Origin of the sequence: Sphingopyxis sp. H115, from assembly GCF_001468465.1 — a bacterium.
Lineage (GTDB): Bacteria > Pseudomonadota > Alphaproteobacteria > Sphingomonadales > Sphingomonadaceae > Sphingopyxis.
Genome location: NZ_LNSA01000033.1, coordinates 1 through 22,226 on the forward strand (window position 1 = coordinate 1; position 22,226 = coordinate 22,226).

Here is a 22,226-nt window from a genome sequence, read left to right on the forward strand (position 1 = left end):
CCCGTAGAGCGCAAGGACGACGAGCGCCGCGGCGACCGCTATCAGCCCGATCCATTCGACCAGCGCGAACCGCCAGTTCGGCGCGGCGACCGCAACCGCCAGCGACAGCATTATCCCGGCCCAGCCGAGCCGCCGTAGCCAGCGCGGATCCACGGTGACCCCCGCATCGCGCGCATGGCGCTGCATCGACAGGCTGAGCAGCGACAGCCCGCCAAAGGCGAGCGGCAGCACGACTGCGGCGCTCATGCCGGCACCGCCCGCGGACCGCGACGCCGCGCTGAATCGGCGGACGCCACGCCGGCGCGCCGGGCGATCGCCGCCGCCAGCACCGCAAAAGCGAACAGCGTCAGGTCGAAACCGGCGAACAGCCAGTCGCCGCCGATCACGGCACTCCACAGCCCCCGCCCCGTCGCGACGAACGACACGACCGGCAGCAGCGCCGCCGCCGCGGCCAGCACGGCAAAGGCCTCGCGCCATGCCCGCGCCGGCTCTCGCAGCATCGCAAAAAGGATTGCGGCGCCCCAGACCCAGAAAAAGGCGCTTACTTCGGCCTCGGCGCGTTCCGGTATATCAACAGGAAACAGGCGGTTGGCATAGAAAAAGCCAAGGATCGCCGCCGGAAAACCCGCGACTGCGCCGACGTTCAACCGCGCCGCGATCCATGGTCCCGCCCCGCGCGCCTGCGGCCGCGAGCGGATCCAGAGGATCAACCCTGTCGCGATCGTGGCCGCCAGCGCCAACCCGCACAGGAAATAGAGCCAGCGGCTGACCTGGGGCGCGAACCGCCCCATGTGGAGACCATAGAGCACGTCATATGTACGCTGCGCCGGCCGCGTCTCGGCATATGTCTTGAGTATCTGTCCGCTCGGCCCGTCAAAACTCACCGTCTGCGCCGCATAGGCGAGCTGGTCGCCATCATGCCTGGAGATCGTGACGATCGCATTTACATCACCCGGATTGGCAATGCTGACGCGCCCCACCCGGCCCTCGCCAAACCGGTGCTGCGCCGCGGCGAGCATCGGCCCGATGGGCGCAAGCGGCGCCGGACGCCCCGCAGGGTCGCGGCTGACAAGGCCGGGCGCGGCCTCGGCAAAGGCGGTTTTCAGATCCTCGCCATAATTGGCGGCGGTGCCCCATGGCATGACGAGGCTCAGCAACGTGACGATCCCCGTCACCGTGATCATCAGATGAAAGGGCAAGGCCAGCACACCCAGGACATTATGCGCGTCGAGCCAGCTGCGCTTGCCCTTGCCGGCGCGGAAGGTGAAAATATCCTTGAAGATCCGCTTGTGGACGATGATCCCGCTGACGATCGCGATCAGCATCAGCATCGCGGCGGCGACGGCAAGGTACCGCCCCCATGGATAGGGCAGCTGCAGTTCGAAATGGAAACGATAGAGGAATTCACCGCCCAGCGTCGCGCGCGCCACATCGGGGCTGCCGCTGACCGGGTCGAGCGCGATGTCGCGATAGCCAGCCGGCGCGGCGGCATCGTCGAACACCGCTTGCGTCGTCGGGATTCGCTCGTCGGGCGCGGTCAGGTACCAACCCGCGGCCTTTGGATGATGCGCCTCAAGCCAGCGCACCGCCGCTTTGATCGCCGCGTCGGGGGGCGTCGTCGCAACCACTTCGGGGCGCATCCAGCCGCTGATTTCCGACCGGAACACGGTCGCGGTGCCGCTGAGCGCGATCGCGAACAGCAACCAACCGAGGATCAGCCCTGACCAGCTGTGCAAACCCGCGATCGACTGGCGGAATCCGGTTTTCATGCCGGTTGCCCGATCATCCACGCGGCCGCCGCAAGAACGGCAGTCAGTCCCAATATCCCGCCCGCAGCCCGCCCCAATCGCGGCGTGCCATAGGTCCAGATTGCGGCGACCGGCATCGCGAGAATCGCCGCGAGCGACGCGGAGACGGTCGCCTCGGATCGCGCGACGGGAAGGCCGCGCGCCAGCGCATAGGCCAGCGCAACCGCCAGCCCATAGCCGCCGACCGACGCGAGCAGCAGGCGAGCGACCGCGCGGACAGCGGGGACGGCACGGCGAAGAGATTGCAACCGGCTGGGGCTCATCGGCCCTCTATTACCTATTGCGATTGATTTGCAATAACTAATCGACCCGGCGGCGCGTCCGTCCGGATCAGTGTTTCAGATATTGGCTCGGCGGGACGCCGAAGGCGCGGCGGAACATCGCGGCGAAACCGCTGGGGCTGTCATAGCCGACGTCGTAGGTCACCTGCGTGATCGACGCGCCCGCCGCGAGCAGCGACAGCGCCTCCATCAACCGCACCTGCTGGCGCCAGACCGCAAGCCCCATCCCCGTTTCCTGCTTGAAGCTGCGCGTGAAGGTGCGCCGTCCCATTGCCGCGAGCGCCGCCCAGTCGTCGATGTCGCGCGGGTCGGACGGGTCGGCAAGGATCGCATTGCACACGCGCAGCAGCCGCGGGTTCGATGGCATCGATACCTGATATGGCGCGTTGGGCATCCGCGCGATCTCGTCGAGCAGCAGGGCGATAATGCGCCCCTCGCGCCCGTCGACGTCGTAAAGCGCGGGGAAGTCGACAACCTCAAGGATCAGCGATTTGACCAGGTTCGACACTTCGAACACGCGGCATTCGCGTTCATGCTCGTGTCCGGCGCACGGCATATACAGCGTGCGGAGCGACACCGGGCCGCGGCACGCGACCTCGTGCCGTGTTCCCGCGGGCAACCACACTGCGCGCTGCGGCGGGATGACGAAGCTGGTGTCGGGCGTGCGGACCGACATCACTCCCGCCGACGCATAGAGGATCTGGATATGATCGTGGCTGTGCATCGGATCGACGAAACCCGCGGGATATTCATCCTGCAGCGCCATCACCGGCCGGCCGGCCGTCAGGACATCGATACTATGCTTCATGGCCCGATCCTCGCAAATCTTGGACAATTACACGATATAGGCCTGACGCCTCGCTGACCAGCTACGATGGCTGCGCTGGCCTGTCCGCTGCGGTGATTGGCCCGATCGGGCGATAGGGGCTTGGAGGTAACAGCTATCAGGCAATCAAGGATTGTTTCGGGAAGGATTTGCCAGATATGCCAAAGGGCTTGGACACCATGCAGAACGATATGGCCGACCCCGATATTCGCCGCTTTGTCGATGCGGTCAACGCCGCCTATGCCGAACATGGCGCCCCCGCCGGCGCAAGCATGGCGGCACGCCGAGCCGTCGCCGAACGGGTCCGCAAGCCCTGGCGCGAAGGTGGCCCGATAATGGCGGAGACGCGCGAACTGGACATGGGCGGCGTGCGCCTGCGCCTCCACCGTCCGGTCGCGGACGCAAAGCTCCCCGTCCTGCTCTATATTCACGGCGGCGGCTGGACGCTGTTCAGCATCGACACGCATGACCGGCTGATGCGCGAATATGCGGCGCGCGCCGGCATCGCGGTGATCGGTATCGATTACAGCCTGTCGCCGGAGAATAAATTCCCCGTCGCACTCGAAGAATGCGCCGCAGCGCTCGACTGGATCGCGGCGCAGGCGGATGCGCTGAACCTCGACGCCGGCCGCGTCCTGATCGGCGGCGATTCCGCCGGCGCCAACCTGTCGGTCGCGACCTGTCTGCTGCAACGCCAGCGGGCGCGCCTGCTGCCGATCGCCATGCTGCTCAACTATGGCGCGTTCGCGCCCGAACATACGCCGAGCTATACGCGCTTCGGCGCCGGGGACTATTCGCTTGAGGCGGACGAGATGGATATATTCTGGGCCAATTATGTCGATGGCCTCGACCAGCTCGCCGATCCGCTCGTCGCGCCGCTGCACGCCGATCTGTCGGGCATGCCGCCCGCCTTCCTCGCCATCGCCGACTGCGACATATTGGCCGATTGCAACGACGCCTTCGCGCGCAAGCTCGAAGAAGCCGGCGTGTCGACCCGCGCCGTGACGTACCAGGGCGCAACGCACAGCTTCCTCGAAGCGGTATCGATCGCGCCCCTCGCCGGCCGCGCGCTCGACGAGCAGGCGGCGTGGATCCGTGATATCGTCGGGACATGACGAACCTCTACGCCCCGCGTAGCGCCGCAGACATTGTGCAGCTGGTCGCCGACTATCCGCTCGCGTGGCTCGTCTCGCGCGATTTCCATGCCAGTCCGCTGCCGCTGCTTGCCGAGACCGACGATAGCGGCGCGATCGTCGCGCTTTTGGGCCATTGCGCGCGCCGCAATCCGCTCGTCGCCGATTTTACCGCCGATCCGCGCGGGCTGGTCCTCTTCAACGGTCCCGCCGGGTACGTTCCGACAAGCCTACTGTCGAAACCCGATTGGGCGCCAACGTGGAATTACGCAGTGCTGCGCTTCACCGTCGAAATCGAGTTCGTCGAGGATGAAACGCGGGACGCGATCGAGCGGCTCGTCGATAAAATGGAGGACGGCGCCTGGTCGACCGCGCGCCTCGGCGCCCGCTATGACAAGATGCTCGATCAGATCATCGCCTTTCGCGCGCATGTCCGTTCGGCCGAGCACAGCTTCAAGCTCGGGCAGGACGAAAGCCCGCGAGGTTTTACCGAGATCGTCGCGGGCCACAGCGACCGGACGCTCGCGGCATGGATGGAAGGACAGGCAAAGCGGTGAAGCTCTTCTTCGACGATCGCCAGATGACCCATGCGCCGCTGCGCGAACTGCACAATGGCGACTGGGTGCCATACGCCGAGAATGTCGAGCGCCCACGGTCCATCGTCGATACCTTTTCCGATTGGCACCCGGTGCGCGATTTCGGCATGGCGCCGCTGCTTGCGGTGCATGACGCCGACTATCTCGCCTTCCTCGAACGCGCGCACCGCGACTGGACCGCGGCCGGGCGCAATGGCGACGCGATCGGCTACACCTTTCCCATTACCCGCCGCCGGCCGCTAAGCTTCGGGCGCATCGACGCCGACCTCGGCGCCTACAGCTATGACGCGGGAACGCCTATTGCCGCGGGCACATGGCAGTCGGCCTATTGGTCGGCGCAGGGGGCGCTGACCGCGCTCGACCATCTGGCGACGAGCGGCGAAACACACGCTTTCGCGCTCTGCCGCCCCCCCGGCCATCACGCGGGGCGCGACTATATGGGCGGTTATTGCTACCTCAACAACGCCGCGATCGCGGCGCGCGAGGCGCATCATCGCGGCCTCGGCCCGGTTGCGATCCTCGACATCGACTATCACCATGGCAACGGCACGCAGGATATCTTCTACGACGACCCGGACGTCTTCTTTTGCTCGATCCACGCCGACCCGTGCACCGATTATCCCTTCTATTGGGGCCATGTCGACGAGCGCGGCGAAGGCGCCGGCACGGGCACGACGCTCAACCTCCCCCTGCCGCGCGGTACCGACGGCATGACCTATGCCCCCGCCCTCGACACGGCGTTGGCCGCCATTTCCGACTGGGGCGCAAAATTCCTGATCCTCTCGTTCGGCGCCGATACGCACAGCAGCGATCCGATCTCGAGCTTCGCGCTTGAGCGTAGCGATTACGCCGAGCTTGCGCGCAGTATCGCCGCGCTCGGCGTTCCGACGCTGATCGTGATGGAAGGCGGCTACGCCGTCGGCGACCTCGGCAAGAATGTCGCGGCGTTTCTTGCGGGCTTCGACAATTAGCGGCGGATTTTAGGGAGGTTAGCTGCCACCCGCCATTTTCGTCATCCCGGCGAAGGCCGGGATTTCGCCGGTGCGCTATTCCGTCAGATAGAGATCCCGGCCTTCGCCGGGATGACGATGAAAGAAAGGCCGGCCGACATCTGCAACCGGTCGAAGTCAGTCAAAGCCGAAAGGGCCGCCCCGCCATTCGCGGCGGAGCAGCCCCTTCCCATTCCTCAATTCAGGCTGAACCGCACCGTCGCGCCCAGCGTCCGCGGCCGGGCGACCGAACCGGCGAAAGCGAAGGGCGCGTTCAAAATGCCATATTGGTTGAACAGGTTCTTCGCGAACAGCCCCAGCTCGATCCGCTGGTTCACCGTCACCGACGCGTTAAGGTCGACAAGGTGGAAGTCGCCCTTCTCCAACGACCCCGCGAAATCGACGGGCGCGCTAGACAGATAGCGATGCGCGATGCCGAAGCGCGGCTTCAGCGGCGCGTCGGCGAAGCTCAGGTCGAGCGAGTTCGACAACGTCCATTCGGACGCGCCCGGCAGCCGCGTTCCCTTCGCATAACCGCCGCCCGGCGCGAAACTGTCGGGCAGCAGCGACGACAGGCGCGCGTCATTATAAGCGACGTTCGACGAGAAGCTGAGGTTGCGCGTCGGACGCAGATTGAGGCTGATCTCGACGCCGTCGATATCGGCACCGCCGCCATTCACCGTATAGGCGTTGAAATCGACCGGCGTGAACAGGCGCGCCTGCACATTGCCCCAATCGATATGATAGGCGGTGACATCGACACTCAGCGTCCGGTCGACCAAGTCGAACCGCGTCCCGATTTCGTAATTCTTCGTCGTGTCGCTTTCGAACGTCAGCGGCAGGCCGGGGACAGCGGCCGAATAGACGTTGACGCCGCCGATGCGGAAGCCTTCCGAGTAGAGGGCATAAACCATGAAGTCGTCCGACGGCTTCCAGGTCAACGACGCCTTGGGAATGAAGTCCGAATCCTTGTCAGCGGCCGGCGCGAAATCGAAGGGGTCGACCAGATTGGCGTTGGGCAGATATTGCAGGCGCGGGCGCGAGCGATATTCGAACAAGCGCCCGCCTAACGTCAAAGTCAGCGTGTCGACGATATCGAACGACGCTTCGCCGAAGATCGCCTTTTCGGTGACGCGGTTGCTGCTGATCGTTCGCGTCGCGAGGTCGCCGGGAGCAAGCTCGCTGCCCGGCTGGCCGTCGAACTCGCCGGGGTTCGCATCGATATAATCGGCGATGCCCTCGATGAAGGTCCCATCGGTATTGTTCGAGCGCAGCCGGGTGTAATTGGCGCCGATCAACCAGCGGAAACGCCCGCCATCGGGCGACGCGAGCCGCAGTTCGCCATATTCGGTCTTCGATTTGCCGTCGCTGCTCGCGAGTTCGGGCGTGTCGGTGCGCGGGTCGTTGCCGCCGAAGATCGAATTGTCGAACGCCAGGTTTGCCTTCTTCTCGGTATAGCTGCCGACGGCCGTCAAGGTCGCAAAGCCCAGATCCTGCTCCAGCCGCAGGCTGTGCATCATGAAGCTCGTGTCCTGAAACTCGGCGACGTTGGTCGCGCGGTCGAACGTCTTGGGCGGGCCGAAGATCACATAGGTCTGATCGTCGAGATCATATTCCTGGTACATGCTGAGCGCCGAGATGCGCGTCGTCTCGGTCGGGGTGAAGACGATCGACCCGCGCAGGCCGCGGACTCTGAGGTCGTTGCTGCCATCTTCGCCGAGCAGCGTGTTGTTGAGATAGCCCGCGTCGTAACGTTGAAGCGCGACGAGGCGAACCGCGAGCTTGTCGGTCGCGATCGGCAGATTGACCATAGCCTTCACGCCATAGCTTGCTTCGCCGGCGCCCTTGGTGGTCGCTACATTGCCTTCGAAGCCCGCGTCGAAACGACTGGGATCGGCCTCGTTCACCACATAGTTGATCGCACCGCCCAGCGAGGACGAACCGAACAGCGTGCCCTGCGGCCCGCGCAGCACCTCGACGCGGCTGACGTCGAAACTGTCGACGTCGGGGATGACCAGCGGGAAACCCGGTTCGATCAGCGGCACTTCGTTGAGATAATAGCCCGTCGTCGCCTGGTTCGCCTCGTGATAGGTGGTCGATGCGACGCCGCGGATCACGACTTCGGACACGCCGGGCTGGTAATCGTTGAAGACGACGCCGGGGACGCGCGTGATGTAGTCGGACAGGCTCTGGGCGTTCAGTTTCTGCAGCGTAGCCTCGCTGACCGCGCTGACCGATCCGCTGACGTCGCGCACGGACTGTTCGCGTTTTGCCGCGGTGACGACGATCTCGCTGTCATCGGTTTCCTGCGCCAGCACGCCCGATGCCGACCCGAGCGCCAGGATCGAAATACCGCATGCGGCGACCCGCCGGATCGATGCAAACCCCATTTTTGCCTCCCTATTTGATAATGCCTATTGGTAGGAAAATCCGATGCTCAAGCTATCATGCGAAACTGGCGTGACGGCGATGGTCGGGCCATAATCCAGCCGGATCGGGCCAGTGCATCGACGCAAGAAAGCGCAGTTTCGCGAGGGCTTTCGTCCAATTTGCCCGATTGATGGATTGGGCGGCCTGATCGGCGCAGTAAGCCAAGGGCGGCAACATAGATTGACGCCGACATCCGCATCGGGTCGAGAGAGGGTCGGAATGCAAGGCATCGAGAACAAGGGTCGGCGAGCCTTTATGGGCGGCGTGGCGATGGCCGCGCTTCTGTGCGGCAGTGGCGCGGCGCGGGCCTTCGAGAAGGGCGCCGGCCGCCGCTGGCCCAAGGTCGCGCCACCGCAATCGCCCCGCATTTCCCACATTATCGAGCAGCTCGGCCGCCAGCGCGACGACTCTTATAGCTGGATGAAATTCATCCCCGCCGAAGGCGAGCGCACGCGAGGCAATTTGTCCGAAGCCGTCGCCGCGATGCTGAAGGCCGAAAACGACTATGCCGACGCGATCCTCGCGCCGCTGGCCGATGAGCGGCAACGCCTTCTCGACGCCATGCTCACGCGATCGTCGAGCGACATGGCGGCGCCGGCGCTCGAAAAGGACGGCTGGAGCTATGAATCGGCCAAGCCGGCGGGAGCTGCCCACGCCGTCTATACGCGCCGCAAAAAGGGCGGCGGAGCACAGGAACTGGTCGACGAGGGGGAGCGGGCCGCGGGCCATTCCTATTTCCGCAGCACCGGGCATCAACCGAGCCCGGACCACCGCTATTTTGCCTGGGCGGAAGATGTCATCGGCAATGATCGCCACCGCATCTGCATCCGCGACAACCAAAGCGGCGAAGTCCGCACCGTCGTGGGCAAGGACGCCTATGGCTATGGCGGCCTCGTCTTTGCGCCTTCGTCGCGCTGGCTGTTCTGGATCTGGCGCGACGCGCACAACCGCCCGACGCGGCTCTACCGGACATCGGTCGATGGAAAGACCACCGATCTCGTCTACGAAGAAAAAGACCCGGCGATCTTCATGCAGGTAAAGCGCACTGCGGCCGACGGCTTCGTCGCGCTGACCCTCGCGGGGCCCGAGACCGCGGAAGTCCGGCTGATATCCGCAGCAGACGAAACCGCCGAACCCTCGGTCGTCTGGCCGCGCAAGGCCGGGGTGCGGTATGAAATCGACGAATGGAATGGCGGCCTGGTCGCCCTCACCGACGCCGACGCCGCGTTCGACATGGCGCTGCTGCGCCTCGATCCGAAAAGCTTTCGCACGCTTGCAACACTTGTCCCGCATCGCGCGGGTACGCCGATCCTCCAGCTCCAGCCCTTCGCAGCGGCGCTCGTCCGTCTCGAACGCGTGGATGGACTCCATCGCCTCGTCGTCCTCGACGCAGACGGATCGGAACGGGCCATCGCGTTCGATGACCCCGCCTATTCGATCGAACTTCTGCCCGATCAGGACTATAGCGCCGCATCGGTGATGATCGTCCACCAGTCGCCCAAATCGCCCCGCCGCTGGATCCGTATCGATCTTGCAAGCGGCAAGCAAACCATCGTCCAACAGCAGGCGGTGGCGGGATTCGATCCCGACGACTATGTGGTCGAGCGCCTGTTCGCGCCGGCCCCAGATGGCGAGATGGTGCCGATCACGCTGCTGTCGCGCCGCGATGCGCCGAAAGACTGCAAGGCGCCGCTGCTCCAATATGGCTATGGCGCCTACGGTGTCCCCAGCGACCCCGAATTCTCGGTTCCCGCGCTGGCCCTCGTCGATCGCGGCTGGCGCTATGCGATCGCGCATGTGCGCGGCGGATCGGAGAAAGGCCGGCGCTGGTTCCTGGGCGGGCGCAAGTTCACCAAACGCAACAGCTTCACTGATTTTATCGCCTGCGCCGAATTTCTGGCAGCGAAGGGCTATACGGCAAGGGGCAAGGTCGTCGCTTATGGCCTGTCGGCGGGCGGCCTGCTCGTCAGCGCGAGCATGAACATCGCCCCGACCTTATGGGGCGGTGTGATCGCGCAGGTGCCCTTTGTCGACATGCTCAACACGATGAGCGACGGCGCCCACCCACTCGTGCCGCTGTTCCGCCCCGACTGGGGCGATCCGCTCGCCGATCCGAAAGCCTATGACTATATCGCCTCGATCTCGCCCTACGAGAATGTTCGCGCGGCGCCCTATCCGCCGCTGCTTTGCACCGCGGGGCTGAAGGACGACCGCGTCGCCTATTGGGAACCAGCGAAGCTCGTCGCCGAAGTTCGGCACCGCTCGACGAGTGGCAATCCCGCGCTGCTCGCCACCGACATGGACAGCGGGCATCAGGGCAGCGCCGACCTCAAGAGCGAATATCGGCAAAAGGCGCTCTTTTGGGCCTTTGCGATGCGCTGCGTCTAGCAAACGAGATCGCCGCCGCGGCCCCGACGCATCGATCGGGACCCAAAAAATAGATCCGGCGCGCGCGGACGGCCGCGCCGGACCGTCGCGTAAACTGCTGTTTTGACGCGGCGATTGTGCCGGTCGATCCGAACCGGACCATATGCCGACGAAAATTCGCGTTTGGCGGCGCAAATCGGCCTTAAATCCGCGCGGCGCGAAACGTTAAATGTCGCATGACCAGCAAAGCAACACGATCGAACGAGCCGGTAGGACGGCTCCTGGGTTGGCTGGGCTTGCGCGATACTCGCGACAGCCCCCCGGCAGGCTTCGCCTTTCCCGACGGAGGCGGATCCCGCGACCTGACACGCCTCGCCCGGCATCAGCTCATCGGAACGATCATGGCGTTCCTCGTCGACAACGACCTCGACGTTTCGCCCGCCAACCTGCTGCTCGCGCACGCCGCCTTTTCGGGAACCAACCCGCATCTCGCGCGGCAGATTTCGACCCGGTCGCAATCGCCCGGGGGGATCAACCAGCAATGGCTCGACGAGCTTGCCGACCAGGATAGCGGCCAACCCGATCGCGCCGACCTCGACCGGCTGATCGCGCGGCTCGAAACCAATCTCGATTCCTTCCACGCCAATACGAAGGAAGCGCGCAGCGTCACCAGCGACTATGGTTCGGAACTCGAACAGCATGTCGTCGATCTCGAACAGCTCCAGAAAACCGGCCGGATCGTCTCCAGCCTCGCCGATCTCGCGCGCGTGATGCTCGACCGCACGCGCAAGGCCGAAGACGACATGCGCAAGAGTGAGGACGAAGCCAAGGCGCTGCGTCGCAGCCTGGCCCGCGCCAAGCGCGACGCCGAGGTCGATTTCCTGACCGGCCTGCCCAACCGCCGTGCCTTCGAAGTGCTCCTCGACAAACATTATCACGAAGCGCGCGCGGCGTGCGAACCGCTCAGCGTCGCCTTTTGCGACATCGACGAATTCAAGAAGGTCAACGACGTCCACGGCCACGAAGCCGGGGATCGCGTGATCAAGGCGATCGCCGACACGCTCGCCCGGATTTCGAACGATCATTGCCACGTCGCGCGCCACGGCGGCGAGGAATTCGTCATGTTGTTCCGCGGCGCAACGCCCGGACAGGCCGCGCTGCGGCTCGACGAGGCGCGCGAAGCGCTCGCCGACCGGCGGCTGATCAACCGCAAGACCGACGAACCCTTCGGCCAGATCACCTTCTCGGGCGGGGTCGCAGACGTCTTTGGTTATGGCGACACGCGCGCCGCGCTGAAAGCCGCCGACGATGCGCTGTACAAGGCAAAGGCGGCGGGGCGAAACCGCGTCGAGATCGCCGACCCGGCCTGATGACCCATCCCGCACGGGGGGCGGGGAACCGCGGGCGATCGCTCACCAGAGAGCGGCCACCCGCGGTTTTTCTTCAGACGGCAGGACGCCGTGCGTAATAGCCAAAGCTGGCAATGACCGCGTAACAGAGCGCCGGCAGCAGCAGCGCCATTCCCAGGCTTCCCGTCAAATCGGCCAGCGCGCCGGTCGCGAGCGGTACGACTGCGCCGCCGAAAATGGCGATATTGATGATCCCCGATCCGTCCGCCGCGCGCGCACCAAGCTTTTCGCACGCCAGACTGAAAATGGTCGGGAACATGATCGAATTCATCAGACCGATCGCAAGCAGCGAATAGGCGGCCATCCCGCCGTTCGTATTGGTGGAGACAAGGATAAGCGCAATCGCGCCGATTGCGACGGAAGCGAGCAGCTTGCCCGGGCTGATGCCGAGATACATCACGAACGAACCGATGAAGCGGCCGACCATCGCCCCGAACCAGTAAATGGCAATCATCCAGCCGATGACAGCTTCGGGCTCGCCCAGCACCCGTTCAAGCGCCAGATAGTTGATGACCAGCGAGCCGATCGAAACCTCGGCTCCCACATAGAGGAAGATGCAGAGCGCGCCGAAGCTGAAACGCTTGCGCTTCAAAAGGTCGAATCCGGCAAGCCCGCTGCTGGCCTCATGCTTTTCACCCTGAAGCCGGTTGCGAAAAAACCAAACCGCAGCGGCAACGACGGCGAGCGCGAGGGCGATACCAAGATAACCATTTACGATCGCTTGGCTTTCCGCGACGCGATAGGCATCCAGCGCGGGCCCCGACAGATCCGCCGCGGTGACATCCTTCAATGATCCGAGGATCAAGCTGGCTCCGACGAGCGGAAAGAGAAAGGTTCCGAAAGAATTGAACGCCTGCGCAAAGGTCAGGCGGCTGTGCGCGGTCTCGGGCTTGCCGAGCAGCGAAATCAGCGGGTTGGCGACCACCTGCACGATCACGACGCCGCTCGCCAGCACGAACAGCGCCAGCAGGAACAGCCCGTAAACCGCCTGCTGCGACGCGGGAATGAACAGCAGGCAGCCGACGAGCATCGTCAGTAGCCCGGCCACCGCGCCGCGCATATATCCGATCTTCTTGACCAGCTTGGCGCCCGGAATGCCGATCACCAGATAGGCGGTGAAGAAACAGAATTGGATCAGCATCGCCTGCGTGTAATTGAGCGTGAACAGCTCTTTCAGTTTCGGGATCAGCACGTCGTTCAGCGACGTGATCCCCCCGAAAATGAAGAAAAGTCCCATCACGAACAGGCGCAGTTCGGGCGCGTCGACATGCGTCCCCTGCCCGTCACCGGCGGGCGCAGCCCCGCTCGGCGTCATCTCCGGCGCTAGTGCCATATTCTCTCTCCCCGACCTGTCTCAGGCTAGCCTGGACAGGGTCTTGTCATTTTACCGCAGGCGGGCAAGGCAGATTTTCGCCTACGGCCTCGACATTCGTATTCAGCAGCGTCGCGGCAAAGCCCTTGTCCGCCTTGACCGTCACCGCATTGTCGACCTGCCGCAGATTGCCGCCCGCATCGGCGAAGCAGCGCAGCGGCACCTTGATCGTCGAAACCTGTCCCTGCGCCGCCGCCTTGACGATTTCCGAAACGTCGAACGCCTTACCGCCGAGCGCGAGGCTGACCGGCGCGCCGCCGGCCGCATCGATCCGCCAGTCGACGCGGAGCGCGAAGCTGTTGTTGAGCTGGCGCGACAGGTCGGCATAGGGGCCGGTCAGCTCGAGCGTGGCGGGGCCGGACCAGGTGAAGCTCTTGCCGTCTTCCTGCGCGCGCACATCGACCGAGCGCGCCGCGATCATGCCGCCGGGGCTCGCGATCGGCGCGGACTCGACCGGCCGTTTGCCGCCCGCGTCGGTGATCGACAGCACCCACGGCGCCCGCGCGCGGCCGCCCGAGAAGAAATTCTCGACATTGAGCGCCGCCGAAATATCGACGCCCAGCTCTTCGGACAGCTGTGGCACCGTCGTCGTATCGCCATATTTTAGCCCGTAGCCTACGGCAAATTGCGGCTTTTCGACGGGCGAGCGCGCATCGGACGGCCAGGCGAAGGGGAGCGTGCCGGTGAAGCCGCGCGCGGTCTTGCCATCCTTGCCCGCCACGAGCACGTCGGCGACCCCCGCACCCTGCGACCCCGGCAGCCACCCCGCAACGAAGGCGTCGGCGGCGTTGATTTCGGGATTGGTGAACATCGGCCGCCCCGACAGGAACAACGCGACCACCGGGATGCCCGCGGCCTTCAGCTTCCTGAGCGTCGCCAGATCGCTGGCTTCGGTCGGCTGATAATCGAGCGTCGCGACATCGCCCTGGAACTCGGCATAGGGCGCCTCGCCGAACACGACGATCGCAACGTCGGGCTTTTCCTTGAAAACCCCACCTTCGGACAAGGTCGCAACGCCGCCCGCATCGCGCACCGACTTGTCGAGCGCTTCCCAGATCGTCTGCCCGTTCGGGAAGTCGGAGCGCACGACGTCGGTGCCCTGCCAGCTGATCGTCCAGCCGCCGGACTGGATCGCCATGCTGTCCGCCGCGGGGCCGGTAACGAGCACGCGCGCGCCCGGCTTGATCGGCAGGACGTTGCCATTATTCTTTATCAAAACCAACGACTTGGCGACCGCTTCTCGCGCGACGGCGAGATGTTCGGGCGTCCCGATCGCCTTGACCACGCTGCGGTCGACATGGCCTTCGGTGAACAGGCCGAGCTTATATTTGACGCGCAAGATGCGCCGCACCGCGTCGTCGAGGCGCGCTGCCGGGATCGTGCCGTCCTTCGCCTGTTTCAGCGTCGTTTCGTAAAGACCCTTCCAGCTGTCGGGCGCCATGAACATGTCGAGACCCGCATTGATCGACTGCGCACAGTCGGTCACGCTGCACCCCGCGACCTGCCCATGGCCGTTCCAGTCGCCGACGACGAAGCCGTCGAAGCCCATTTTCGTCTTAAGCGCATCGGTCAGCAGCCCCTTGTTGCCGTGATGCTTGACGCCTTGCCAGCTCGAAAAGCTCGCCATCACGGTCAGCGCGCCGGCGTCGATCGCGGCGGGATAGCCCATTGCGTGCTTTGCGATCAGTTCCCTTTCGTCGACCTTGGCGTCGCCTTGATCCTTGCCCTCGAACGTCCCGCCGTCGGCGAGGAAATGCTTGGCGGTTGCCGCGACATGTTGCGCACCGACGGTCTTGCCCGCGACGAGCGGCCCCTGCAGACCGATCACCATCGCCTTCGCATAATCGGCGATCAGTTTCGGATCGGACGCATAGCCTTCATAGCTGCGGCCCCAGCGCAGGTCCTGCGGGACGGCGAGCGTCGGCGCGAAGGTCCATTCGATGCCGCTCCCGGCAATCTCGGCTGCGGTCACCGCGCCGATGCGCTGGATCAGCTCGGGATCGCGCGCCGCGCCGAGCCCGATATTGTGCGGGAACAGCGTCGCGCCAGGGACATTATTGTGCCCGTGCACGGCATCGACGCCGAAAATGATCGGGATCGCGATGCCGTTGGCCTGCGGCTTCATCGATACGGCACGAAATTCGCCGACGAGTTTCGCCCAGTCGGCCGCGCTCGAGCGTTCATTGCCATTGGGCCCGCTGTTGCCGCCCGCAAGGATCGAACCGAGCGGATAGGTTTCAAGGTCCTTCGGCGTGATCGTGCTGATGTCGGCCTGAATCAGCTGGCCGACCTTCTGTGCGACCGTCATCTTCGCGATCAGCGCATCGATCCGCGCTTCGGTTGCGGGGTCGGTGATGGCGGCGGGACTCTTCGCCGCGGGCCATAATTCGGGATGGACCTTGGCTGCCTCGGTTCCGGCGGTTTGCGCTGTCGCGGTCGCGGCGCCTGCCAGCAGCAGCGCGGTCGCCATACCCATTGCCTGTCGGCGCATCGTCTCTCCCATCCCTCTAATGTGAACGTTATCAAAATTATGTCGCATAGTGTCCCACCGAAAGCAAGGCATGTTTCAGCTGTTCAACGAAGGCGCGGCATCGTCGCGAGCAGCAGGACCGCGATTGCCGACAGCGCGGCGAGCAACAGGAACAGCGCATCGAAACCGAAGCCGGGGACGAGCGAGATCGTCAGCCAGGGCATGATCAGCGACGGCACGGTGTTGGTAAGGTTGAATATGCCAAGGTCGCGCCCGCGCCGGTCCGACCTCGGCAGGATGCGGAGCGTCTGGCTGCTATGCAGCGAGAGGAACACCGTCGTCGCGATGCCGAACACCAGATAGCTTGCCTTTGCCGCGTCGAGCCCGGTCGACAGCGCCATACCGACCATCCCCATGCTCGACCCCGCGGCCGCGACGACGAGCGGCAGGAACGGCCGGTCATTGCGATCGGCCCAGCGCCCGCTCGCGAGCGCGATCGGGATCGCGATCGTCAGCGCCATGCCGAACAATCGCGCCTTTTCATTGTCGTGCATCGCGGGATCGATCGAGCGGAACCAGAAATAGAGATAGGCGAAGAGCGCCGCCTCGGCAATCTGGACGAGCAGGCGCGCGAGCCACATGCGTACCGCGGGACCGCTCGGCCGTACCGGCCGCGCCGCAGCGTCGCGCGCCGGCGGCGCGGTGAGTTCGGGAAAGGACCGCGGGCGCCCGACCAGCAGTACGGGCAAGACGGCGCCGGCAACAAGCAGGGCGATAACGACGAGCCGTTGATCCGCCGACACCAGCCCCGGCCAGGTGACGAGCCATCCCGACCAGCCGCCCAGCGCCGGCGAAAACGCAAGCAGGCCGCCCAGCAAGCCTTTCTGTTCGTCTGGGACGAGATCGCCGGCCCACGCCGCGAGCGGCCCGAGCATCATGTTGAGCGTCAGCTGCCAAGCGATGATCGTCGCGACCAGCGTCCAGATATTCTGCGCCAGCGGAACGACGAGCAGCAAGCCGATCGTCAAGGCGAGTCCGGTCAATATCCAGCTGCGCCGGTTACCGGTCCGGTCGCTCAGCCACCCGAAACCGATGCCGCCGACGCTCGCCGCAATCGCGCCGAAAAAGGTGACATAGCCCAGCATCTGAACGTCCCCTGCCCCGGCCAGCTGGGTCATGCGGCCGGGCAGCCAGATCGTCAGGAAGGGGACATAGGCCATCGCTCCCCCCGCCGATGCGAGCGCATATAGCAGCAGGAAAGCAAGGGACTGGCGGCGCGGGGCGTCGGGGTCAGCCATGGACGGCGACGGACGGAGCGGCGGTCGATCCGCGCTCGACCAGGCCGCCCTGCACGCGCGTCGGTTCGGTCGGGCGCGGTGCGCCGCGCTGGGCCGCGATGATCAACTCGACCGCGCGCGACGCGGTTTCGGCGACCGGCTGGTCGACCGCGGTCAGCGCGGGCTGGGTAAAGCGCACGATCGGGGTGTTGTCGAAACTGACGATCGACAATTGGCCCGGCACGTCGAAACCCAGGTCGCGCGCGACCTCGAGCGTCGCCAATGCCATCTGGTCGCTGCTCGCGATGATCGCGGTCGGCGGATTGGGACCGCAAAGCAAGTGCCGCGCCGCCGCGGCGCCCGACGCATAGGTGAAATCTCCCTCGGCCAGCAACCCGTCGGTGGCCAAGTCTGCCGCCGCCATTTCGGCTTCCCACCCGTCGATGCGCCAGCGGCTGAGGCTATATTCGGGCGACCCCGGGATGAAACCGATGCGCCGGTGCCCCAGATCGATCAGGTGCCGCGTCGCGCGGCGCGCCGATCCCTCGTCGTCCATCGTCAGCGCGATTCCGGCCGCGCCGCCGCGCGAACCGATGCGCGCGAACGGGATTTTCTGCTGGTCGAGCAGGCCGACGATCAGCGGATTGTCCGAATGCGGCGGGGTCAGGATCACCCCGTCGGGCTGGAGCGCCGCGATCGCCGCGCGCAATTCGCGCTCGACATGGTCGTTGTGCGTGTCGACCAGTTCGAAGATCATGCGATAGCCATATTCGGCGCATTTCAGCATCCCGCCGAGCAGCATCTGGTCGACCCAGTCGACGCCCTGCCGCCCCTGCCAGTCGGCGATCGTGCGTTCGCGGTCGTTGATCGCCAGGATCAGGTAGGAACGCGATCCGCTCATCCGCTGCGCGGCGATCGACGGGACGTAGCCCAATTTGTCGATCGACGCTTGGACGCGCTCCTTCATTTCGGGGCGGACGTTGGGCTCGTTGTTGATGACACGGCTCACCGTCTGCAGCGACACGCCCGCGTCGGCTGCAACATGCTTGATCGTAACCGACTGCCGCCGCCGCCCCATTATTCGCCTTGATCCCCCCTATTGCCGCAATCGCTAACGGCATTGCCGTCACATTGCCAGACGCGAACCCAGTCTATTTCCATGTTTTTGGGATAGCCGCTTTCATCGACTCCCTTCGTCCCGCGCCCCTCGGCGAGCCCGCCGCCGACCGCGAGGTTCAGGATCAGGTGAAAGGGACGGTCGAACGGCGCGGCGGGATCGCCCGATCCGCTTGTCGACCATTCGCTCGCGACGCGCGTCGCATAGGGCTTGCCTTCGACCGTCCAGACAATCTTTCCCTTTTCCCAGATGATGCCGAAGATGTGAAAGCCGTCGAGCGGGGCGGGAAGCGTGGTCTCGTCGCCCTTATGCAGGTTGTCCGGCCATTGCCCGCCGAAATGCAATGTTCCGAGGATGCGATTCTCGACCCCACCGGCGCATTCGTCGCACCGCACGCCAAGGTTCACCGCCTCCAATATGTCGATCTCCCCTGACGCCGCCCAGCTGCCGTAATGACTGGTCTCGGGCAGCATCCAGATCGCGGGCCACGTCCCCTGCCCCTGCGGCAGTTTCGCGCGCACCTCGATCTTGCCATAGGTCCACGCCGCCTTGCCACGCGTGACAATCCGCGCCGAGGTAAAGGGCTTCGTCGCCTCTGTCACCGCCTTTTCGGGGTCGCCGCGCTGCGACAACGGGAAGGCGGGCCCGGTCATCGCCTCCTTGCGCGCGGTGATGATCAGCTTGCCGTCCCTCAGCGCCGCATTGGCGGGCCGGTCGGTATAGCATTGGCGTTCATTGTTGCCGCCGCCCCAGCAATCGACGTCGAAATCCCATTTACCGCGGTCGATCGCGCTCCCGTCGAACTCGTCCGACCAGACGAGCCGCCAGCCGTCGCCGGCTGGCTCGTGCGCCGCCGCAGCGGCGACCGGCGCGGCGGCCAGCATCAGGCTCGCAGCAGCGCGCATCAGGCGGCCTTTGGCTCCTCGGCGCCGCAATAGCGCGCGACATAGGCATGATGCTCGGGCAGCGTCGCGACCGTCTGCGCGATATTGTCGCGCAGCGTTTGGAACAATCGCTCGACCTCGTCGTCGCGCAGCTTGGCGGCGATCGGGTGATAGGTCTGCGGCTCGATCCCCTGCCCCATCATCACCTGCACCCAGCTATTCTCGGCGAACAGCTCCTCATATTTGCGGAACACGCGACCCGTTTCGCGGAACAGCTCGATCTTCTGCTGCAGCGTATCGGGGACCGGCATGGTCGCGACATGGCGCCAGAAGGGGCTGTCGCGGCGGTTCGTCGCCTTATAGTGCAGCACGACGAAATCGCGGATCTGCTCGATGTCCAGCCGCTGCTGGTCGTTGAACTCCTGCGCATCGCGCTCGCTGACGCGTCCGTTCGGCATCAGGCGGATGAAACGCAGCACCGCCCGCTGGATCAGATGCACCGTCGTCGCCTCGAGCGGCTCGACAAACCCGCCCGCAAGGCCGACCGCGACGCAATTGCGATACCATTGCTTGCGCCGCACGCCGCCCTTGAACTTGATGTCGAACGGTTCGATCAGCGGCTCGCCGACGCTGCTCATCAACCGGTCATACGCTTCGTCGCGCGACAGGTAACCGCTGGTATAAACGATCCCGGCGCCCATGCGGTGCTGCAGCGGGATGCGCCATTGCCAACCCGCGTCGTGCGCGATCGCCTGCGTATAGGGCATCGGCGGGCCCAGATGTTTCGACTGCACCGCGATCGCGCTGTCGTTGGGCAGCCAGTGACTCCAATCCTCGAACCCCGCGTGCAGCGCCCCGTCGATCAGCAGGCCGCGAAAGCCCGTGCAATCGACGAACATGTCGCCCTCGACCCGCCGCTCGCCATCGAGGTGCAGCGCGGCGATATCGCCCGTCTCGCTGTCGAGCTCGACGCGCGTGATCTTGCCCTCGACGCGCGTGCAGCCGTCGGCCTCGGCCAGCTTGCGCAGATAGCGGCCATAGAGCGTCGCATCGACGTGATAGGCGTAATTCATCCGGTCTTCGGGCAGATGCGCGAACTTGCCCTGCATTCCTGCAACGAGCTCCAGGCAATAATCCTCATAAGGCTGTTCGTGCCCGCGCTCGCGCGCGTTGAGCCAGAAATGCTGGAAGCCCGCCGACCAGTGATCCTTGCCCGACAAACCGAAGCTGTGAAAATAGCTGTCGCCGTCGTGCTTCCAATTGTCGAACAGGATGCCGAGCTTGAAGGTCGCCTGCGTCGCGCGCATGAATTCGGGTTCGGGGATGCCGAGGATGCGGTTGAAATTGACCAGCGGCGGGATCGTCGATTCCCCGACGCCGATCGTCCCGATCGCCTCGGACTCGACCAACGTCAGATCGACCGTGTGCCCCATCGTGCGCGCGATCGCCGCCGCCATCATCCATCCGGCGGTGCCCCCGCCCGCAATGACGACGCGCTGCACCGGTTTCCTGTCGCTCATTTACTCAAGGCCCTCAGCAAGAAGGCGCGCAGCCGCCCCGCCGTCTCGGACGTAAGCGGGGCAAGGATGCTGCGCGCGGTTTCGGGAATATGGTCGGTGACGCTCGCGTCATTGTCGAAGACATAATGGTCGAACTGCTCGCGCCAGATCGCCTTGTCCTCGGCCGGCAGGTCGCGGATCGCGAGGATCGCATGGTTGAGCGCCGCCTGCGGCTGGCCCAGCCATGCGGGGGTCCGCCGCCACCAATAGTTCACCAAGATGTTGAAGTCGGCGAGCCCCTCGACATGGTGCCACCACATCGACGGGATGAAGATCGCGTCGCCGGGCTCAAGCTCGACGGTCAGCGCCTCGGCCATCGCTTCGACGAAACGTGGGTGCGCGGCCAGGTCGGGCGCGTCGAAATCGACCATGCTGACGACGCGGCCCGCTGGCGTGTTGTCGATCGGCCCCAGATAGAGGTTGCGGAACGCGCCCGGGGGGAAAAGCGTGAAGCGGCGGCGCCCGACGGCGCAGCAGGCCAGATTGTCGGGAAAATCATTGTGCGCCGCGATCTTGGTGCGCGTGCCGATCCAAATGCTCTTGAGGGGATCGCGGTCGCCAAGGTCGACGGCGTTTTCCTCGTCGAGCCCGTCGAAATGTGATGGAATATCGATCGACGCCAGATAGACGGTGCGCGCCTCACCCCGCGCTTCGGCGGTGTCGATGCCACCCAGGATATCGGCGAGCCTGCCCGTCCCGACCCGGAAATTCATTTGCATTTCGTCATCGTAGAACAGCCGCCCGTCGTGCCCCGGCGGGCCGATCGACACTTTGAACGGGCGATCGCGCGCATGGTCGAGCAGATAGCGCCGTGCATCGCGCGCCGAGCGTTTGCCCGCCGCGACGAGCGGCCAGTCGGCGACGAGGCCGCGCAGGACAAAGGGTTCGCGCGCGCCTTCCAGCAACGCGCCCGGCCCCGCCCCCTTATCCCATGACCGCTCGGGCACCCGCGCGAGCCGGTCGGTGAAGGCGCCGCCCTGCTCAGCCACCGCCCGACCTCAGATTCTTGCGTGCGACGAGCGCCGACAATTGCGACAACGAGGCGAGCGCCATGAAGATCGGCATCAGATGACCGTCGGCGTGGAGCGCGCCGAGCGCTTCGCCGTCCAGCCCGCGCAGCTTCGCCTCGTCGATGATATGAAAGCCGACGAGCGAGTTGATCGAGCCATCGTCGAGCGTGACCTCGAGGCTGAAGGGTTCGAGCAATTCATAGGCATCGAGCGCGTCGAAAAAGCCCTTGCTCGCGCGATACCCCTCGTCGAGATCGCCAAGGCGCTCGGCAATCTGGTCGAGATAAGGCGTCGGCGCGCCGTCGGTATCGAACAGGCGAATGCCCTCGCCGTCCGTCGCGATGCGCGGATGGGCGAGGTCGACATGCACCTGTCCCGGACCGTCGCCGGTCGCCGGACGGCCGATCAGGAAGGGCTGGATCGCGAGCGACAGCGGCCGATAGCGCGCATCCCAGCGATCGCCGTTGAGGAAGAGATTTTCGCCCGATTCAAAGCCGAGCAAGGCGACCGCGATGAACGCGTTGCGGTCGACCTCGCGCCGGAACAGGATCGGGAAATGCCCCTGGACGTTGCGAAACTCGTTCGGCACGGTCAGCGTCGCCATCACCCCGTCGCCCAGGTTCGCGCCCGCCTCCGCCCGCACCCGCAGCTCGCGATGGGCCCGATTGTCGAGTACGGCGTGCTGGGTCATTCGTCTC

General features: G+C 65.1%; 18 protein-coding genes. 5 read left to right on the forward strand and 13 right to left on the reverse strand.

The window, feature by feature from the left end; genetic code table 11:
• The 4 genes from ATE71_RS18220 to ATE71_RS18235 form a co-directional block, all read right to left on the reverse strand.
• A partial coding sequence (locus ATE71_RS18220) for a DUF3325 family protein (RefSeq protein ID WP_058804767.1) occupies positions 1 to 246 on the reverse strand: 246 nt, incomplete at its 3' end.
• Positions 243 to 1,769 carry a PepSY-associated TM helix domain-containing protein gene (locus tag ATE71_RS18225; protein ID WP_082665302.1) on the reverse strand — a complete coding sequence of 509 codons (1,527 nt, stop codon included), beginning with the start codon at positions 1,767 to 1,769 and terminating at the stop codon, positions 243 to 245. The genes ATE71_RS18220 and ATE71_RS18225, both read right to left, overlap by 4 nt.
• Positions 1,766 to 2,071 (reverse strand): hypothetical protein, encoded by a 306-nt coding sequence (locus ATE71_RS18230; RefSeq protein WP_058804769.1) that lies wholly within the window; start codon positions 2,069 to 2,071, stop codon positions 1,766 to 1,768. Before ATE71_RS18230 ends, ATE71_RS18225 begins: the two co-directional genes overlap by 4 nt.
• 67 nt (positions 2,072 to 2,138) lie before the next feature.
• Complete coding sequence (locus ATE71_RS18235) at positions 2,139 to 2,897, reverse strand: AraC family transcriptional regulator (protein WP_058804770.1); 759 nt, start codon at positions 2,895 to 2,897, stop codon at positions 2,139 to 2,141.
• Between the two features lie 176 nt (positions 2,898 to 3,073).
• On the opposite strand from ATE71_RS18235, the gene ATE71_RS18240 reads away from it, so the two are divergent.
• Genes ATE71_RS18240 through ATE71_RS18250 form a run of 3 tightly spaced genes read left to right on the forward strand, consistent with a single transcriptional unit; the run spans position 3,074 to position 5,615 of the window.
• Positions 3,074 to 4,030 carry an alpha/beta hydrolase gene (locus tag ATE71_RS18240; protein ID WP_235588068.1) on the forward strand — a complete coding sequence of 319 codons (957 nt, stop codon included), beginning with the start codon at positions 3,074 to 3,076 and terminating at the stop codon, positions 4,028 to 4,030.
• Positions 4,027 to 4,605: an FMN-binding negative transcriptional regulator gene (locus tag ATE71_RS18245; protein ID WP_058804771.1), complete on the forward strand. Its 579-nt coding sequence runs from the start codon at positions 4,027 to 4,029 to the stop codon at positions 4,603 to 4,605. Before ATE71_RS18240 ends, ATE71_RS18245 begins: the two co-directional genes overlap by 4 nt.
• Positions 4,602 to 5,615, forward strand: coding sequence for a histone deacetylase family protein (locus ATE71_RS18250; RefSeq protein ID WP_058804772.1), 1,014 nt, complete (start codon positions 4,602 to 4,604; stop codon positions 5,613 to 5,615). The genes ATE71_RS18245 and ATE71_RS18250 overlap by 4 nt, the downstream gene beginning before the upstream one ends.
• A 215-nt stretch (positions 5,616 to 5,830) precedes the next feature.
• Here the strand turns inward: ATE71_RS18250 and ATE71_RS18255 are convergent, their stop codons facing one another.
• Positions 5,831 to 8,023, reverse strand: coding sequence for a TonB-dependent receptor (locus ATE71_RS18255; protein WP_058804773.1), 2,193 nt, complete (start codon positions 8,021 to 8,023; stop codon positions 5,831 to 5,833).
• Between the two features lie 310 nt (positions 8,024 to 8,333).
• On the opposite strand from ATE71_RS18255, the gene ATE71_RS18260 reads away from it, so the two are divergent.
• Both ATE71_RS18260 and ATE71_RS18265 read left to right on the forward strand, forming a co-directional pair.
• The gene (locus tag ATE71_RS18260; protein WP_152998841.1) at positions 8,334 to 10,451 is read left to right on the forward strand and encodes a S9 family peptidase; all 2,118 of its coding nucleotides are present in this window, start codon (positions 8,334 to 8,336) and stop codon (positions 10,449 to 10,451) included.
• Between the two features lie 215 nt (positions 10,452 to 10,666).
• Positions 10,667 to 11,800, forward strand: coding sequence for a GGDEF domain-containing protein (locus ATE71_RS18265; RefSeq protein WP_082665299.1), 1,134 nt, complete (start codon positions 10,667 to 10,669; stop codon positions 11,798 to 11,800).
• Positions 11,801 to 11,873: 73 nt separating this feature from the next.
• On the opposite strand, the gene ATE71_RS18270 is transcribed toward ATE71_RS18265, so the two are convergent.
• From ATE71_RS18270 to ATE71_RS18305, 8 genes are all read right to left on the reverse strand, one after another.
• On the reverse strand, positions 11,874 to 13,172 hold the full coding sequence (locus ATE71_RS18270) for a sugar MFS transporter (RefSeq protein WP_082665300.1): 1,299 nt from the start codon (positions 13,170 to 13,172) through the stop codon (positions 11,874 to 11,876).
• A gap of 46 nt (positions 13,173 to 13,218) precedes the next feature.
• Positions 13,219 to 15,702: a glycoside hydrolase family 3 protein gene (locus ATE71_RS18275; RefSeq protein ID WP_058804775.1), complete on the reverse strand. Its 2,484-nt coding sequence runs from the start codon at positions 15,700 to 15,702 to the stop codon at positions 13,219 to 13,221.
• Between the two features lie 83 nt (positions 15,703 to 15,785).
• Positions 15,786 to 16,979, reverse strand: a complete 1,194-nt coding sequence (locus ATE71_RS23195; RefSeq protein ID WP_058804776.1) for an MFS transporter — start codon at positions 16,977 to 16,979, stop codon at positions 15,786 to 15,788.
• Complete coding sequence (locus ATE71_RS18285; protein WP_058804777.1) at positions 16,972 to 18,036, reverse strand: LacI family DNA-binding transcriptional regulator; 1,065 nt, start codon at positions 18,034 to 18,036, stop codon at positions 16,972 to 16,974. Before ATE71_RS18285 ends, ATE71_RS23195 begins: the two co-directional genes overlap by 8 nt.
• Positions 18,036 to 18,980 carry a family 16 glycosylhydrolase gene (locus tag ATE71_RS18290; RefSeq protein ID WP_058804778.1) on the reverse strand — a complete coding sequence of 315 codons (945 nt, stop codon included), beginning with the start codon at positions 18,978 to 18,980 and terminating at the stop codon, positions 18,036 to 18,038. Before ATE71_RS18290 ends, ATE71_RS18285 begins: the two co-directional genes overlap by 1 nt.
• Positions 18,980 to 20,479, reverse strand: coding sequence for a tryptophan halogenase family protein (locus ATE71_RS18295; protein ID WP_058804779.1), 1,500 nt, complete (start codon positions 20,477 to 20,479; stop codon positions 18,980 to 18,982). The genes ATE71_RS18290 and ATE71_RS18295 overlap by 1 nt, the downstream gene beginning before the upstream one ends.
• Positions 20,476 to 21,507, reverse strand: coding sequence for a cupin-like domain-containing protein (locus ATE71_RS18300; RefSeq protein WP_058804780.1), 1,032 nt, complete (start codon positions 21,505 to 21,507; stop codon positions 20,476 to 20,478). Before ATE71_RS18300 ends, ATE71_RS18295 begins: the two co-directional genes overlap by 4 nt.
• Positions 21,500 to 22,219, reverse strand: coding sequence for a SapC family protein (locus ATE71_RS18305; protein WP_058804781.1), 720 nt, complete (start codon positions 22,217 to 22,219; stop codon positions 21,500 to 21,502). The genes ATE71_RS18300 and ATE71_RS18305 overlap by 8 nt, the downstream gene beginning before the upstream one ends.
• Between the last annotated feature and the right edge of the window lie 7 nt (positions 22,220 to 22,226).